Annotated in this window: 16 protein-coding genes and 1 pseudogene; 10 read left to right on the top strand and 7 right to left on the bottom strand. The window is 40.7% G+C overall.

Translation table 11 applies throughout. The features are described from left to right. Window positions 1-36: 36 nt before the first annotated feature. A complete protein-coding gene (locus tag AC0VYE_RS18625) occupies window positions 37-435 on the bottom strand; it encodes a hypothetical protein (RefSeq protein WP_076265753.1) in 399 nt (132 codons plus the stop codon). Between the two features lie 188 nt (window positions 436-623). Here AC0VYE_RS18625 and AC0VYE_RS18620 point away from each other — a divergent pair. Beyond that, window positions 624-1142: pseudogene (locus tag AC0VYE_RS18620) on the top strand (TerD family protein); the annotation flags it as partial. A 63-nt stretch (window positions 1143-1205) separates the two neighbouring features. Then, entirely contained in the window at window positions 1206-1886 is a 681-nt protein-coding gene (locus AC0VYE_RS18615) for a vWA domain-containing protein (protein WP_475449638.1), read from the top strand. 72 nt (window positions 1887-1958) lie between these two features. Here AC0VYE_RS18615 and AC0VYE_RS18610 read toward each other — a convergent pair whose 3' ends face one another. Next, the gene (locus AC0VYE_RS18610) at window positions 1959-3452 is read right to left on the bottom strand and encodes a stalk domain-containing protein (protein ID WP_475442526.1); all 1494 of its coding nucleotides are present in this window, start codon (window positions 3450-3452) and stop codon (window positions 1959-1961) included. A gap of 266 nt (window positions 3453-3718) precedes the next feature. Between AC0VYE_RS18610 and AC0VYE_RS18605 the strand changes: the two genes are divergently transcribed. The 3 genes from AC0VYE_RS18605 (at window position 3719) to AC0VYE_RS18595 (ending at window position 6955) form a co-directional block, all read left to right on the top strand. Beyond that, on the top strand, window positions 3719-5125 hold the full coding sequence (locus tag AC0VYE_RS18605; protein WP_475442525.1) for a sialate O-acetylesterase: 1407 nt from the start codon (window positions 3719-3721) through the stop codon (window positions 5123-5125). 268 nt (window positions 5126-5393) lie between these two features. Beyond that, window positions 5394-6143, top strand: a complete 750-nt coding sequence (locus tag AC0VYE_RS18600; protein ID WP_475442524.1) for a phytanoyl-CoA dioxygenase family protein — start codon at window positions 5394-5396, stop codon at window positions 6141-6143. Further along, entirely contained in the window at window positions 6143-6955 is an 813-nt protein-coding gene (locus AC0VYE_RS18595; protein WP_475442523.1) for a helix-turn-helix transcriptional regulator, read from the top strand. The genes AC0VYE_RS18600 and AC0VYE_RS18595 overlap by 1 nt, the downstream gene beginning before the upstream one ends. 36 nt (window positions 6956-6991) lie before the next feature. Here AC0VYE_RS18595 and AC0VYE_RS18590 read toward each other — a convergent pair whose 3' ends face one another. Further along, entirely contained in the window at window positions 6992-7882 is an 891-nt protein-coding gene (locus AC0VYE_RS18590) for a LysR family transcriptional regulator (protein ID WP_339202778.1), read from the bottom strand. Between the two features lie 167 nt (window positions 7883-8049). Between AC0VYE_RS18590 and AC0VYE_RS18585 the strand changes: the two genes are divergently transcribed. The 3 genes from AC0VYE_RS18585 (at window position 8050) to AC0VYE_RS18575 (ending at window position 10271) form a co-directional block, all read left to right on the top strand. Beyond that, a complete protein-coding gene (locus AC0VYE_RS18585) occupies window positions 8050-8664 on the top strand; it encodes an acyl-CoA thioesterase (protein ID WP_076265760.1) in 615 nt (204 codons plus the stop codon). A 141-nt stretch (window positions 8665-8805) separates the two neighbouring features. Continuing rightward, window positions 8806-9243, top strand: coding sequence for a hypothetical protein (locus tag AC0VYE_RS18580; RefSeq protein ID WP_475442522.1), 438 nt, complete (start codon window positions 8806-8808; stop codon window positions 9241-9243). Window positions 9244-9371: 128 nt separating this feature from the next. Further along, entirely contained in the window at window positions 9372-10271 is a 900-nt protein-coding gene (locus AC0VYE_RS18575; RefSeq protein ID WP_475442521.1) for a hypothetical protein, read from the top strand. A gap of 69 nt (window positions 10272-10340) precedes the next feature. On the opposite strand, the gene AC0VYE_RS18570 is transcribed toward AC0VYE_RS18575, so the two are convergent. Then, the gene (locus AC0VYE_RS18570; RefSeq protein ID WP_475442520.1) at window positions 10341-10634 is read right to left on the bottom strand and encodes a hypothetical protein; all 294 of its coding nucleotides are present in this window, start codon (window positions 10632-10634) and stop codon (window positions 10341-10343) included. A 220-nt stretch (window positions 10635-10854) separates the two neighbouring features. On the opposite strand from AC0VYE_RS18570, the gene AC0VYE_RS18565 reads away from it, so the two are divergent. Then, complete coding sequence (locus tag AC0VYE_RS18565) at window positions 10855-11391, top strand: DUF1697 domain-containing protein (protein WP_475442519.1); 537 nt, start codon at window positions 10855-10857, stop codon at window positions 11389-11391. Between the two features lie 83 nt (window positions 11392-11474). Here the strand turns inward: AC0VYE_RS18565 and AC0VYE_RS18560 are convergent, their stop codons facing one another. The 3 genes from AC0VYE_RS18560 to AC0VYE_RS18550 all read right to left on the bottom strand — a co-directional run bounded on the left by AC0VYE_RS18560 (window position 11475) and on the right by AC0VYE_RS18550 (window position 12624). After that, entirely contained in the window at window positions 11475-11903 is a 429-nt protein-coding gene (locus tag AC0VYE_RS18560) for a VOC family protein (RefSeq protein ID WP_076265765.1), read from the bottom strand. Window positions 11904-12014: 111 nt separating this feature from the next. Further along, the gene (locus AC0VYE_RS18555; RefSeq protein WP_475442518.1) at window positions 12015-12302 is read right to left on the bottom strand and encodes a DUF6199 family natural product biosynthesis protein; all 288 of its coding nucleotides are present in this window, start codon (window positions 12300-12302) and stop codon (window positions 12015-12017) included. A 148-nt stretch (window positions 12303-12450) separates the two neighbouring features. After that, on the bottom strand, window positions 12451-12624 hold the full coding sequence (locus AC0VYE_RS18550) for a hypothetical protein (protein ID WP_475442517.1): 174 nt from the start codon (window positions 12622-12624) through the stop codon (window positions 12451-12453). Window positions 12625-12884: 260 nt separating this feature from the next. On the opposite strand from AC0VYE_RS18550, the gene AC0VYE_RS18545 reads away from it, so the two are divergent. Further along, window positions 12885-13322, top strand: a complete 438-nt coding sequence (locus AC0VYE_RS18545; protein WP_076265767.1) for an RrF2 family transcriptional regulator — start codon at window positions 12885-12887, stop codon at window positions 13320-13322. The last annotated feature ends 245 nt before the right edge of the window (window positions 13323-13567 follow it).

Genomic DNA, 13567 nt, shown 5'->3' with positions numbered 1-13567 from the left:
GCTGGTTTTAACCAACGGTTACCGGACAAGCTGGTATTAATAACAATAATAACGCTCCCAAATTTTGAATGAATCGTCCTTATGCTTATCCCACCAACAGATATCTTCCCACCAATCATCATTGTCGAACCAATCATCATTGTCGAACCAGTCAAACCAGCCTTTCTTGTCCCAATCTTTGTCGTTCTTATTTTTGCTTGGTTGGTTTGAATGATTATTGTTATTATTATTCTTGTTGTTGTTTTGCTTGTTATTATTGCTGTTGTTGCTGCTGTTATTTGTACTTTTCGTAATGGAGAACACAGACAAGATACTTGATAAAAAACCTTTCTTTTCATCGTATGGTTCTTTACTGGATGCAGCAAATGCGGAAGCAGGATACATACAGATGGTGATCAGCAACGTAAGTGATAAGATTTTTTTGAATTTGGACATGACATCAACACCTCCCGTCCCCGCTCTAATGGCGAACTTAATGTTCGTTATAAAGAATTTTATAATAATTATATCCTTTTGTAAACGAACAAATTGAAGAAAATGGATAGTTTGGAGGAGGACTTTAGCCATAGTTTCGTAGATAATAGAGTGAAGAATACTAGTTAAATCGAAATGGAGCGGGATGCATGTTATTGTCGAAGGGTCAAAAGGTAGATATCACTAGAGGACGCGAACTTACATCTGTGAGAGTTCAATTTGGTTGGACGACTAGAGAAACATCGATGAGCATCGATGCTGCTGCTTTTCTATTATCTGATCGAAATATCTGCGAGAGAGATGAACATTTTATATTTTATGGTAATCCACAAGCACAGGATGGATCTATTTCGCATGATGTGACAGAGAAGAGCGGTGACAAGGAAGCAATCACGATACACTTGAAGCGGCTGAGTGAAAATACGGAAAAAATAGCTTTTACAGTGACCATTCATGAGGGCGAACGGTTTGGCCATTTTATGCAAAACGTATCGCATTTATATATTCGACTAGTAAATGGAAGTACAGATGAAGAGTTGTTCCGATTTGATTATGGCTTGGCGTTTACAAAGGAAACGGCCGTAGTCGTCGGTGAATTGTATAGATATAACGGTGAGTGGAAGTTTAACGCAATAGGGAGCGGTTTTTACGGAGGGCTTGAAGCGTTATGTACAAGCTACGGTCTAGAGATTGAGAGGGAAGAAGCAGAGGTAGCCGCTGCTGCAGCCGAAATGACTTTATCATCCATTGATTTGCGGAAAAAGATCGTCCAAATTACGTTGGAGAAGAAAAAATTAACGAGTGTTGCGGCTAGAGTAGGCATTGTACTTGATATTTCAGGTTCTATGCAGTCATTATACAGAAATGGCACCGTACAGGAGGTAGTGGAACGAATCCTCGCGGTTGCCAGTAAATTTGATGATAATGGGATGCTCGATGTCTGGGTTTATGATACTCATTTTAGCCGATTGCCTTCTGTTTCAGAAAAAGATTTTGATCAATACGTCCAACGTAAGATTTTGGATAATAACCACATACATAAGTTTGGCCGCAACAATGAACCTCCAGTTATGGAAGATGTCATTCGTAAATATACGGTGGAAGAGGAAGCGGCCACACCGGTATTTATTATATTCATTAACGATGGCGGCGTCGTCAAACCAATTAAAAAGGTCATAACTGCCGCAGCGGTTCAGCCGATTTTCTGGCAGTTCGTTGGCCTTGGTCATTCCGATTTTGAAGTGTTGAAACAGCTAGACACCATGGAAGGTCGGATTGTCGATAACGCAAACTTTATACATTTGGATGATATAGCAGCTGTATCGGATGAATTATTGTATGATCAGCTGTTAAACGAATTTCCGAGCTGGTTGGAAGCTGCAAAAGCGAAGAGGATCGTTAGACCAAATTAATTAGCATTTTTTATTTACAGTAACGACAATGGAAATCAAAGCCACCAGCTCAATAGGTCTGGTGGCTTTTGTTTATTTACTTATGGAAATAACTCGATTATCGGGATCCCAATCAATTTTACGATCAAGGCCTTCAATAACAAAACGCAAGGGAACCATGGTCATCGTATCAATAATCATTGGAGGGTAGTCTAATGTTATCGGCTTGCCATCGATAAATGCTTCTTTCTCTCTTATGGTGAGATTCAGTGTATGGTTAGTATCCGATATGGTCATTTTCCCTTTTACGTATTCCACTTTTGCACCTAGTTCATTAAATGTACTGCGAAGCGGAACGAAAGTAACGCCTTTGTAAATATAGGGATTAGAAGTGAGCGTTATCGTCTTTCCGTCGAGCTTAACGGTGATGGCTTTCTTCACTTGGCGCAGCTTTGAAACCATTTCACTTGAAGGAATATTCATTTGATTGTAATAGTCCATAATGGTTTCACTGCCTGTTCCATATCCGAATGGCACTTTAGACCATAGAGTTCCGTCTGCCTTCAAAATAATAAAAGAATCTTGATTAAGTGAATGGATCGCAAATTGTTTCACATTTGAAATGCCTGCAATGGGTGATGGATCAACTAGATCCTTGGAATTATTATATAAACCCCATAACGTTCCATCGGAATGAAGTGCTGCGCAGCTAAATGTTCCACAGCTTATATCAGAAGCCGATGTTATAAGTTTATTGAGTTTTAAACCTTTGTTTATTTCCCAAACCGTACCATCTGTACCGAGTATAATCGATTTTTCCCATGTGGCAGAAACTTTTTTAGCATAAATGCCAGGTAGCTTAAATGGGCTCATCAAATCTCCTGTATCGCTGCCCCATCCATTGTAATGACCCCAAATCCATGTTTCTCCTTTCGCATTAATTGCTGCTGAAAGGAAGCTTCCTGCGTGGACGGAGACAATATCTTTTAGTCCTGCAACTTGCTTTGGAATATTTTGTTCACTGACGCGTTTGCGATAATCTTCAGGCTTATAGGCGCTGATGTCCATGCGGCCCAATTGACCCAACCCGCCGTTCCCCCATGTCCATACCGTGCCATCTGATTTTAATGCTAGAATATGGTCTTCTTTCGCAGCAATGTCGATGACATCTGAAAGACCATTAACCATTTTAGGTTTTGTTACAATAGCTTGTGCGTTTGTATCATAGGTATCAAAACCGCTTACGCCATCACCGTTCCCGCCCCAAAACCAAACGGTACCGTCTCTTTTGAGTGCGAGGCTGTAAAAGCCTGTGACTTGAACTTTAGTAACGTCGCTAAATACAGGTACCGCAGCTGATTTGAAACCAATTGTTCCATCTCCCAGTTGTCCAGCAAAGTTATTGCCCCATGCCCATACCATTCCTTGGTTGTCTAACGCTATTGCTACGTTACCAGCCATTTCGACCTGAGTAAATCCTGCAAGCGAATTGGAACTGCTTTCTGCAGCTTTTAAATTGCTGAGAGGTGTTAGTGATAATGCTAATAAAACAGCAAGGCATACTTTCGTGAAAATACGTTTTTTCAAAGGTTAGCACTCCTTATTAAGCATTTAGGCTACTACAATTGTTTGAAGGGGTATTAAATTGGTCCGAATGTATAGATGCCGATGATGTATGTTATATTCTAAACGAAAAATTTCCATTTTTTGTTTCACTTTTTTTTTTCAAAACATTTGGCCGCGCATAAAGAAATAACTAATGAATAAATAATTGCCAACTTGTTATATAAGTCATTCAAGAAGAAGAGTACTATTGTAAGGAGAACAAAATAGGAAAGGCGGTTTTGTTGATCATGTCATTTGGCGTTTTTTTGGAGAAAAGTCCTTTAGCTTGGGAAATTATTCAGCAAGAAGACGGAAGAGGCAAGCTTGCGTTATCGGGCACTTGGGAAGTGGACCGTGCAGTGCTCATTGGTCCATTCCAGGTGTTTGCAAGAGTAGTTCATGAGCATAACGGTAGAGATGTATTAAGCTGGACACCATGTGAAATGGTGGGTGAGAATGGATGGCGAGTGACCTTACATGTTCCGACTGGTGGTTTATACCGGTTGGAAACTTGCTTGCAGCATGATCAGAATGCGCTACTTGGTTCAGGAGCGATTCGCGGAGATATGATCCATCATATCGGTGTCGGAGATTTATGGATCATAGCCGGTCAAAGCAATGCGGCAGGTTATGGAAGAGGAACGGTAGAAGATAGTCCGATGCTAGGGGTTCATTTGCTAAGAAATAACGGATTGTGGGATCTCGCAGCGCATCCGTTCAACGACTCCACGGCAACGATCCATGAGGTGAATATGGAGTTGGTAAATCCAGCACATAGTCCGTGGCTGCATTTTGGCAAGTTGTTGCAAAATGAGCTCCATTATCCTATTGGTTTCGTACAAACGGCTCTTGGCGGCTCTGCGCTTCGTGCTTGGAATCCTGATGAAGAAGGTCATCTTTATCGAAATATGATCGAAACGGTGCAGCGCTGCGGCGGCAAAGTGGCTGGCGTGGTATGGAACCAAGGCAGTTCCGACTGCAATTCTGAAAGCGCCGATACTTACTTGGAGCGTTTTACAAAGGTTGTTCAATATTGGCGTAAGGAATTGAACATAGCTGAGCTTCCCTTTGTAACGGTCCAGCTTAACCGCTTCACCAATATTCAAGAAGACAAAGAGCATCACGACAAACAATGGGGGAAGGTACGCGAAGCACAGCGGCAAGCTGCATTATCCATACCCTCGGTTTCTGTCATACCTTCACTTGATTGTCCGATGTCTGACGATATTCACAACAGTCCTGCAGGAAATTTAATAATTGGGAGCCGTGCGGCGAATATAGCATTGCAAGTGGTTTATGGTTTACAGCGGCAGGCGTACCCGCCTAATTTGGAATATGCCATTTACATACAGGAACATGAATCGGATTCACATGCCATTAAGCTGCGCTTTAAGCATGTATCGGAACGACTATTTGCGATAAATCCACAAGCGGATTTGTTTGGTATAGAGGACGAAGAGGGTGCTATTCTATTGAACGGCTGGACAATTATATCAAGCAATGAAGTGTTGCTTAAATTAACGAGAAAGCCTAGCGGCAAACTTAGTGTTCACGGTGCATATCAGACGAATCCGGCATCTCAGATGCTGATTGATACGGGGACTTATTTGCCGATGCTGGCTTTTTACAATGTGGAAGCGGTTGCTGAAATATAAACGTTTTTTTAGATTACAGTGTAAGAGTGCGGTTGGAATAGAAATAGACGCTTATAAATTTGTAGTCCAATGAGCAAGGACTGTTGACCATGCAGGTAATGCTGAGGTTAGCAGTCTTTTTTTATAATGACGTGTATATCAATTCTAGACACAAATATGATAATCAGAGCCATTGTTGAAGAAGGATCGGCGCAGTAATATACAAGTATAGCAAGACAACTGCAAGCAGCGTCAATGACACTCGAATAATGGAGAGGGGATTATCTTTATGCTTACAACACAAAGCGAACTTTTAAAGCCGCTATCTAACGAACAACTGGAGCAATATCATAAAGACGGATTTATTATCATCAAAAAAGGCTGCAGCGCGGATTTAATCGATGCCTTTAATAGACATATTTATGAACTGCGTTCTACGCCACTAGATGAAACGCCGGATTGGGCACGCACCTCCGAGAAGGCACGCTATTCTACTCGGCTGTTCAACCCGCACCAGCATGACAGCTTCTCGCGACAAGTGATGAAGCTTCCGATCGTTAGGGGGGCTCTAGCTCAGCTGATGGAGAAGGAGGCCGTTTGCGTACAAAGTATGTTTTTCTATAAAGAGCCGGGTTCACCTGGTCAAGCTGCGCATCAGGACTACTACTATATTAAAAACGATCCAATGACAATGGTTGCCGCTTGGATTGCGATGGAAGAGCAGGTAGATGTGCAAAACGGCTGCTTATGGGTTATTCCTGGCACGCATAAGCTTGGGCTTTTGCCGCATGGCAAGGTAAAAAATGTCGATGAGCATGAAGAATGGACGGACGAGACAGAGGGCATCGATTTAAATCAACAGATTCCTGTTATTATGGAAAAAGGAGATATTCTTTTCTTCCATGAGCTATTAATTCATTCCTCTAACCGTAATCGGAGCACTGACCGCTGGCGTCGTTCTTATGTTTGTCATTATATTCGTGAGGATTCAGCAGTTACATTGCGTGAAGATCTGCGCGAGAAATATTCGTTGATTTAATGGCTAATACTGTAACGTTCAACCGAATCAGATCGGCTTACGCTGGCACAGTTATTTATCCGGCTAACGGTCGTTATGGCCCTCGTGTACAAGAGGATATACAGCTCGTACTGCTGCATTCGGGCGAGATGAGCATTGAGATCGATGATGAAGTTCATGAGATCACACCTGGGTCTGTCGTGCTGCTAAAGCCAGGGCACCATGAACAGTTTATATTCTCGAGCAAGGGTGAAACCTGGCATCGCTGGATATCTATTCATATTGAGGACTTATCGGAGGCGGAAAAAGATTACTTCGAGGAACTGCCGCTATATCAGCGCATCTCGGAGGAGATGAATCGATTAACAGATTTAATGCTCTCTGTGCAATATGCTCATCCATCCGAAAGTGATCTGCTTCGCAGCTTGGGTATGTCGGCGATCCTGTTATATGTCTCTGAAATGTCGCGGACTCGAGCACTTGAGGAGATTCATCCGTCTATTTTAACGGCAAAAAGTCTGATTCATAGTACTTACCACGAGGAGATAACTTTGACTATGCTCGCTGAGCATGCAGGAGTCTCGCCAGAACATCTTGTTCGATTGTTTCGAATTGGCGAAAAAACGACCCCGATTAAGTACCTGTGGCATTATCGGGTGTTAAAGGCTGTTGAATATTTAACCCATACTGGTTTGTCCATTACTGAGATTGCAATAAGATGCGGTTTCAAATCAACCTTCCATTTTGCGAGGATGGTTAAAAAACAGATGGGGAAGACACCAACCGAAGTAAGACTGTTCTCATGGAAAGGCAATCCAATAGACAAAGCATAAAAAAGTTCGCAGTGAATATTCTGCGAACTTTTTTGCTTATTTCTTCTGAAGCTCTGCTTCTATAAAACGAATCCATTCACGCGAAGCGAAGGATAAGTACTTGTCTTTGCGCCATATCATCGATAATTGCCATGGGATTACAGGCTGAACAACGGAAACCGAAGCAAAACGTTTTTTGTCCAGCTGTCGGCATATGCCCTCAGGCAATAGCGTTACACCGTATTTAGCTGCAATCATTTCCGTCATGAAATCCCATTGCGAACTCTCAAACACGATTTTGGGCTCGAAGCCTGCTGCTTCACAATGTTCTTTAATTAAATGATGGATCGTAAAATCTTTGCGAAACATAATAAATGGCTCTGATTCTAGCTGCTTCATCTCGATCATGCTCTGACCAGCAAGCTTGTGTTCAGCATGAACAACAAGGCGTAAATTCTCGTTGATGCAGGGAAGGACATGATACCGTTCCACGTCCTTTACGGGAAGAATGACCATACTGAAATCCAGTTCTCCATGGAGAATATCTTGTTCCAAGCTTTTCCCTCCCTGTTCAATGACATGCAATCGAATTTGAGGATAATGAGACAAAAATTTCTCAATAATGAGCGGTAAAAAATATCCGCCTACCATGGGAGGAATGCCTAAGCGCAGCGTTCCTTTTTTCAATTTTACAACTTCCTCCAGTTCACTCGACATATCCTCGAAGGATTGTATAATTTGTTTCGCTGAACGGAGAATCGATATGCCGGCATCCGTCAATTCGATCTGCTTGGAGGAGCGATCTATCAGCTGTGCACCAAGATCTTCTTCAAGCAACCGTACCATTTTTGATAATGAGGGCTGGGTTACATGCAGCTTGCGTGCGGCTTGTGTGAAGCTACCCGCTTCAGCAACCGCGACAAAATAATTTAAATGTTTAAGATCCATTTATATTGCTCCTTCAGCTTTAGAGCAGGAATCATTCGATAATCTGCTTTATGAGCACCTATAGTGAAAAGGAATGAAAACTATGCGATATATGTATTTTACCTATATATAAGATGGGTGTAAACTTAGCGTTATCGAAAAATTTTATGAAGAAAAAAGGTGTTACCATGAACGTATTAGAAAAATTAGCTGTCCCTTTATCATCAAGACCAGCATCAGCATCACTAACCATTAAGGAATCGATTGTTCTGCCGCCAGATACCAATCATCACGGAACGATTTTTGGTGGAAAGCTTATGGCATATATAGATGATGTGGCTACGATAGCCGCAACGAAGCATGCTCGTCGTCCAGTCGTTACGGCTTCTACGGACTCCGTCGATTTTCTTCATCCAGTAAGAAAAGGCGATGCAGTAAGCTTATCGGCTTTCGTTACTTGGTCACATAAAACGTCTATGGAGGTGTTTGTCCGAGTAGTGACGGAGGATTTGCTTACAGGCGGTCGCAAGGTGTGCGCTACCTCATTCCTGACGTTTGTTGCATTAGGTGATGACGATAAACCAACGGTTGTGCCTGGCGTATTAGCCGAATCAGATGAAGAGCGGCTATTGTTCTCTACTGCGCCTGATAGGAAAGAGGCAAGACGTATACGAAGACAAGAGAGCAAGCATTTTGCCAACTACATGGGAACAGATTATGCTTTTAAAGAAGCGCAATCCAAATCCGTTCCGCAGCATTCCATTAATAAAGGTTACGAATCTGCTTGGGGCTCGGACTGGTAAATGCATAATTAATATTACAAGGCTGCTGTAAATTATTACAGCAGTTTTTCTTTTTCTTGGGTGATAAATTGTTTTGAAAATAGGGATAACCTGTTGCCGCATATCCTATAACGAGCAAAAATTCGTTCAAAGGAGCATGCGATGCATAATGCAGGGACTTTATTTGTTAAGCTGATCATTCATCTTTTTTCGCTTCTTTTTATTTTTCCCGCAATTTTGTTCTCCATTCTGGTGTTATGCTTGACGGATAATGTGAAATCCGGAATGGTTATGCTTATTTCTGCGTTGATTCTCCATGTTATTGTGAAAATTAGCGGCTACTCGCATTCTTTATCACAAGGTGATCATAAATATCGGTTAGACAGGCGAGAAACCGAAATATTTAGCGAGTGGACATATGAAAAAGAATCGCCGCCACCTCTTGTAGACATTTATCGTGAAATTGATTGTTGGAATGGGGAAACTGAGGCATTATACCGCATGATTCGAAATCGTGAACAAGGTATTTACTCGGAGGATCGTACTGAACGATGCACAGAATGCAAGCAGAATAAGTGCGGAAATAGGCATGAAGATTAGAATGGGCAAAGCAGTGAAATGGATGATCAGAAAATATTACCAGCCATATTAATAAATATTAATGACGTTATGCCCCTGAATTCATATAAGATATGCGAAAGATATGTAAACAGGGAGGTTATATGATCATGGAAAAGAAACGCTGCTTATTCTGTTCTGAGATCGTACCCATCGAACAAAAAGGTGAGTATGAGCGCTATTTGGGCTGCAACTGCGCACCGGGAAGTTATTACAGTTTATTAAGAGATAGTTACCTTGCTATTAATTCATTGTCCTATCCTATAAAAAATAAACGTTTTCCCATTATATCGGGGTACATTCGAGAACAATTAGATTGTGGTGAAAAGATTACTCTTACAATTGATGACTTGGAAACGATTGAAAAAGCACCACATATTCCGCTTTCAATTGAAGATAAAGAAGCACGGCTTCTTCAATATTTATATCGGCATTCCGATGATCCTGGACAACCGATCATCATTCAGCCGCTCTCGCAAAATTTTAATTTAACTTATTCACCAAACCTGCAAGAGCTCGTGTACATTGTGGAGAAACTAAGGGAAGCTCAACTAATTGTTAGAGAAGGGATTACTTTCAAGCTTACGGAGAAGGGATGGAACGAAGCGGCAGCAAGAGCAGGGGGAAGGAAGTTGAAAACCTGCGGTGTACTGCTCCCAGACAATCAGCCATTGCGAGCGGAATGGTTTGAGCATGTATTTCCCAAATTAGAGCAGTTTGGTTATTTGCCGTTTATGTTTCAACAATCAGATACTGGCGGCCACGAAAACCATTCCATAACGAAGCTAGCTGAAAGCAAGCTTATCATTGCGGATATAACAAGCCATTCACCGGAGGTATATTTTGCAGCTGGGTATGCGCTTGGCGCAAATGTTGATGTCGTGTGGACGATGAATAGCACACAGGAGGACGAGCTGTGCGTTCAGCCGGCGTCCATTAGGCCAATGATATGGGATGATGCAGGGGACCTTGCTGCGCTGCTTCAACAGCGGCTGAGCTTTAAAAAATAATCTATAGAATCAATACACAAAACACACGCTTAAAAAGGTGTGTTTTGTGTTATTTATGTTAATCTACGTCTAGCTGCACATCGTGGCAGGTTTTAAGGCGGCATTAAAAGCAGCTCGATTTTCCCATAAGAATGAGTGAATTTGGCTAGGCTCATCAAAGAAATACTCTTGCTCATCCATGTAATCTTCACCTAATCCATGTACGCTGAATCGATCCTCACTGTTATTCATTAGAGTCCACTGTCCTCCGCGTTTGCGATCTGCGAATACAAAATAAAATTTTTGTCCGGTTGCATCCCACTGGGCTAGTTGCTTGAAGTTTTCTAAAATAAATGCAATATCATTTTTCTTTTTGATCAACATGGTTCATCTCCTCTTTCTTTATAAAAATAATTGTCATATTAGCGTGTATGCTTGCATAAGAACAAGACAAGAATATACGATTTTATCAGAAAAGTATGTCAAACGGTAGGAACGATTTATAGGATTGTTTGACGAATAATGGCGTACTTGATATATGGGAAAATCAGTTATACTATAAATGTCAAATAACATCAGCAGCTGAAAGAAAGGATGTTTGTAGATGAGCATTTATTTTGCGCTTTTACGAGGAATTAATGTAGGCGGCAATAACATGATAAAAATGGCTGAGCTTAAACGAATGTTTGAGGAGCTTGGCTTTGCACGTGTGCAGACGTATATTAACAGCGGGAATGTCATTTTCGTATCAAATGAGAATGCAAACAACCTTGAAGAGAAAATTGAGAAGCAGATTAGTGAAGTGTTTGGATTTAATATCGCTGTAATACTGAGGACGGCGGATGAACTTGTAAGCATTATTGATAAATCACCATTCAATGCAGCTGAGCTAACCGAAGGTCAGAGTATACATCTCACTTTATTAAAAGAAGCGCCTACACAAGAACAAATTAATAATTTGCCTGAAGTAGACGTAGGCAATGACGAATATTACATAAGCGGCAAAGAAATTTATGTGCTTTATCGAAACAGTATTCTTGATTCCAAGCTGCCCAAAAAATTTCAAAGTTTAATGCCAGCTACAGCTCGAAACTGGAAAACAATTATGAAGCTTGATGCGATCGCAAAAGCATTAAAATAAGTACAGTGTTAGAACGAAAAAAAGGATAGGGCACTATTCTTATAAAAAGAATAGACCCCAATCCTTTTTAACATTAATGTTTATTAACCGTTAGCTGCTTCATCTTCAACGTTCAGTTGCCACAAGATGCCAAGCTTGTCCTTTACTTGGCCGTAGCATTTGCTCCAGAACGTTTCTTGGAGTTCCATTAGGACAGTACCGTTTTCCTTCAGCTTATGAAATAGTGATGTTACTTCATCTTTATCTTTGCTGACGATCGAAAGACTTATATTGTTTCCTTCAATAAAGGGCATTCCAGGGAATACATCAGAAAACATAACATTGCTGCCTAAAATGTTTAAGCGAGCGTGCATGACTAAGTTTTTTGCTTCCTCAGGAAGGGGATATTCTGGGTTTGGTGGAATATCGCTGAAAGTAGTGAAATTTGTAATTTCAGACCCAAACACTTGCGCATAATATTCGACCGCTTCACGACAATTCCCATTGAAATTCAAATAAACATCAACTGCCATTTTATTCACTCCTTCATGATTATTGGCTCATTATTGCACCAATATTTTCATTCCAATTGTATCATTAGATGGTCTGGAATCAAATTTTTTTTGAAAATTTAAGATGTTATTTTAGAAAAGATTAGGCAGGATAACAAATAGAAAAACAATAAGAATAATGATACTGCTTATCCGGCTCATTAGTATGTAAGCATCGCTAGGTTCTGAATTTCCTTTAACCATCCAGCCGTATCTCATGTGCCAACCGAACTTAGGGAAGAAGATATTAAGGAATGCAATGATGACAAAGAGGATAGCAAATAATACCACAAGGATCAGCCCCTTATTTGTGTATTCGCGATTAAATGAAGTAATTAAGAAAGTTAAAAATAGATAATCGGTATTTCTTTTATTGTACATGATAAAAGGCTAAAGCAGACTAATAAAATGGAATAAATTCCTTATTGTTATTGATTTATGTAATGGAAAAAGGAAGACCACAAGGCCCACGATATGGTCCTTGTGGATAAAATAAACGTCTATTACCGATACGGGTTAGACCTTCTTTTTAGTATCCTTTACCATAACCAGCGCCAACTCCGCCAACTCCGCCAACGCCACCGTACCCACCGTATCCGCCAACACCGCCAAATCCGCAACTGCAAGCGATAATCACCAAGAGAATAAAGAGGACTAAGATGATTCCTAAGCTCGAGAAAGCTCCACCAACGTGACCAGACATTTTTTAATGCACCTCCTTACGTTTTGTGTACTGTGTAATTTATGCTGGATGGGTATTTGTTGATTGGGTGTTTGTTACGTAGTCAAATGATTCATGTCATTAGCCTAGTTATAGGTTAGACAGAAGCGAAAAAAGAAGTATGGATGTCGTTGGGATGACAAACTTGAACATGAAAATGCATTACTTTATAATGTGCTTAATAGAAATACAATTCATAATATGATGTTTAAGCCGCATAAGTGGCTGAAGGAGTGAGTGATATGAGTACTGCAAATCGTGGAGTTAATATCGGACCTCCTAGATTTAAAATAGCGGTTCATTCCATTGTCTGGTTAGCGCAAAGCGGCAGCATTTTATCAAGTGCGATGATTGCGAATCAGGTGAATTCGCATGCAACTTTTATGAGAAGAGTCATGCAAGCATTAGCGGCAGCCGGCATTGTGGAGTCAAAGGGCGGAAGAGAAGGCGGATATATTTTAAGGAAAACGGCGAATGAAATTACATTAGGCGACATTTACGCGGCAGTAAATACATGTTCAGCGGAACCAGAAGGTGATGGCAAATGTGGAGAAACAGGCCATAAACTGGACGTAGAGCTGGAAAAAATTCTGTTTGAAGCTGAACAAAAAACGATTGATTACCTTCGACAGTATACTATTAATGATGTGATGGAACGTGTAGATTTTTTTGTCGTTTAATTTTTTCAACAAAGTACTAGTCAAACGTTTTGAAACGAATTATAATGTGCTTAAATGAGTTGCAGTTAACACTGCACTTTTATTTTTGTATTATATGTGCTTATGACAAGCACAGTTAACTTTGGAGATTATGGGGGTATGACCTAAATCGGAAATAACACAGTAAGTATTAAATATTTGAAAAGTTTAGTCTGTTTTATAATGTGCCTTCATAGGTTGCATTAAACGAGAAAAAAAGGAGAGTC

The sequence above is a fragment of the Pristimantibacillus sp. Z349TD_6 genome (assembly GCF_056173205.1).
Note: the sequence above shows the minus strand (reverse complement) of the source record. Positions and strands in the feature narration are given on the sequence as shown.

Excerpts from the sequence above, each read along its gene's own strand:
- AC0VYE_RS18625 (WP_076265753.1), bottom strand. The coding sequence starts at position 435 with ATGTCCAAATTCAAAAAAATCTTATCACTTACGTTGCTGATCACCATC.
- AC0VYE_RS18615 (WP_475449638.1), top strand. The coding sequence starts at position 1,206 with ATGACTTTATCATCCATTGATTTGCGGAAAAAGATCGTCCAAATTACG.
- AC0VYE_RS18605 (WP_475442525.1), top strand. The coding sequence starts at position 3,719 with ATGTCATTTGGCGTTTTTTTGGAGAAAAGTCCTTTAGCTTGGGAAATT.
- AC0VYE_RS18600 (WP_475442524.1), top strand. The coding sequence starts at position 5,394 with ATGCTTACAACACAAAGCGAACTTTTAAAGCCGCTATCTAACGAACAA.
- AC0VYE_RS18595 (WP_475442523.1), top strand. The coding sequence starts at position 6,143 with ATGGCTAATACTGTAACGTTCAACCGAATCAGATCGGCTTACGCTGGC.
- AC0VYE_RS18590 (WP_339202778.1), bottom strand. The coding sequence starts at position 7,882 with ATGGATCTTAAACATTTAAATTATTTTGTCGCGGTTGCTGAAGCGGGT.
- AC0VYE_RS18585 (WP_076265760.1), top strand. The coding sequence starts at position 8,050 with ATGAACGTATTAGAAAAATTAGCTGTCCCTTTATCATCAAGACCAGCA.
- AC0VYE_RS18580 (WP_475442522.1), top strand. The coding sequence starts at position 8,806 with ATGCATAATGCAGGGACTTTATTTGTTAAGCTGATCATTCATCTTTTT.
- AC0VYE_RS18575 (WP_475442521.1), top strand. The coding sequence starts at position 9,372 with ATGGAAAAGAAACGCTGCTTATTCTGTTCTGAGATCGTACCCATCGAA.
- AC0VYE_RS18570 (WP_475442520.1), bottom strand. The coding sequence starts at position 10,634 with ATGTTGATCAAAAAGAAAAATGATATTGCATTTATTTTAGAAAACTTC.
- AC0VYE_RS18565 (WP_475442519.1), top strand. The coding sequence starts at position 10,855 with ATGAGCATTTATTTTGCGCTTTTACGAGGAATTAATGTAGGCGGCAAT.
- AC0VYE_RS18560 (WP_076265765.1), bottom strand. The coding sequence starts at position 11,903 with ATGGCAGTTGATGTTTATTTGAATTTCAATGGGAATTGTCGTGAAGCG.
- AC0VYE_RS18555 (WP_475442518.1), bottom strand. The coding sequence starts at position 12,302 with ATGTACAATAAAAGAAATACCGATTATCTATTTTTAACTTTCTTAATT.
- AC0VYE_RS18550 (WP_475442517.1), bottom strand. The coding sequence starts at position 12,624 with ATGTCTGGTCACGTTGGTGGAGCTTTCTCGAGCTTAGGAATCATCTTA.
- AC0VYE_RS18545 (WP_076265767.1), top strand. The coding sequence starts at position 12,885 with ATGAGTACTGCAAATCGTGGAGTTAATATCGGACCTCCTAGATTTAAA.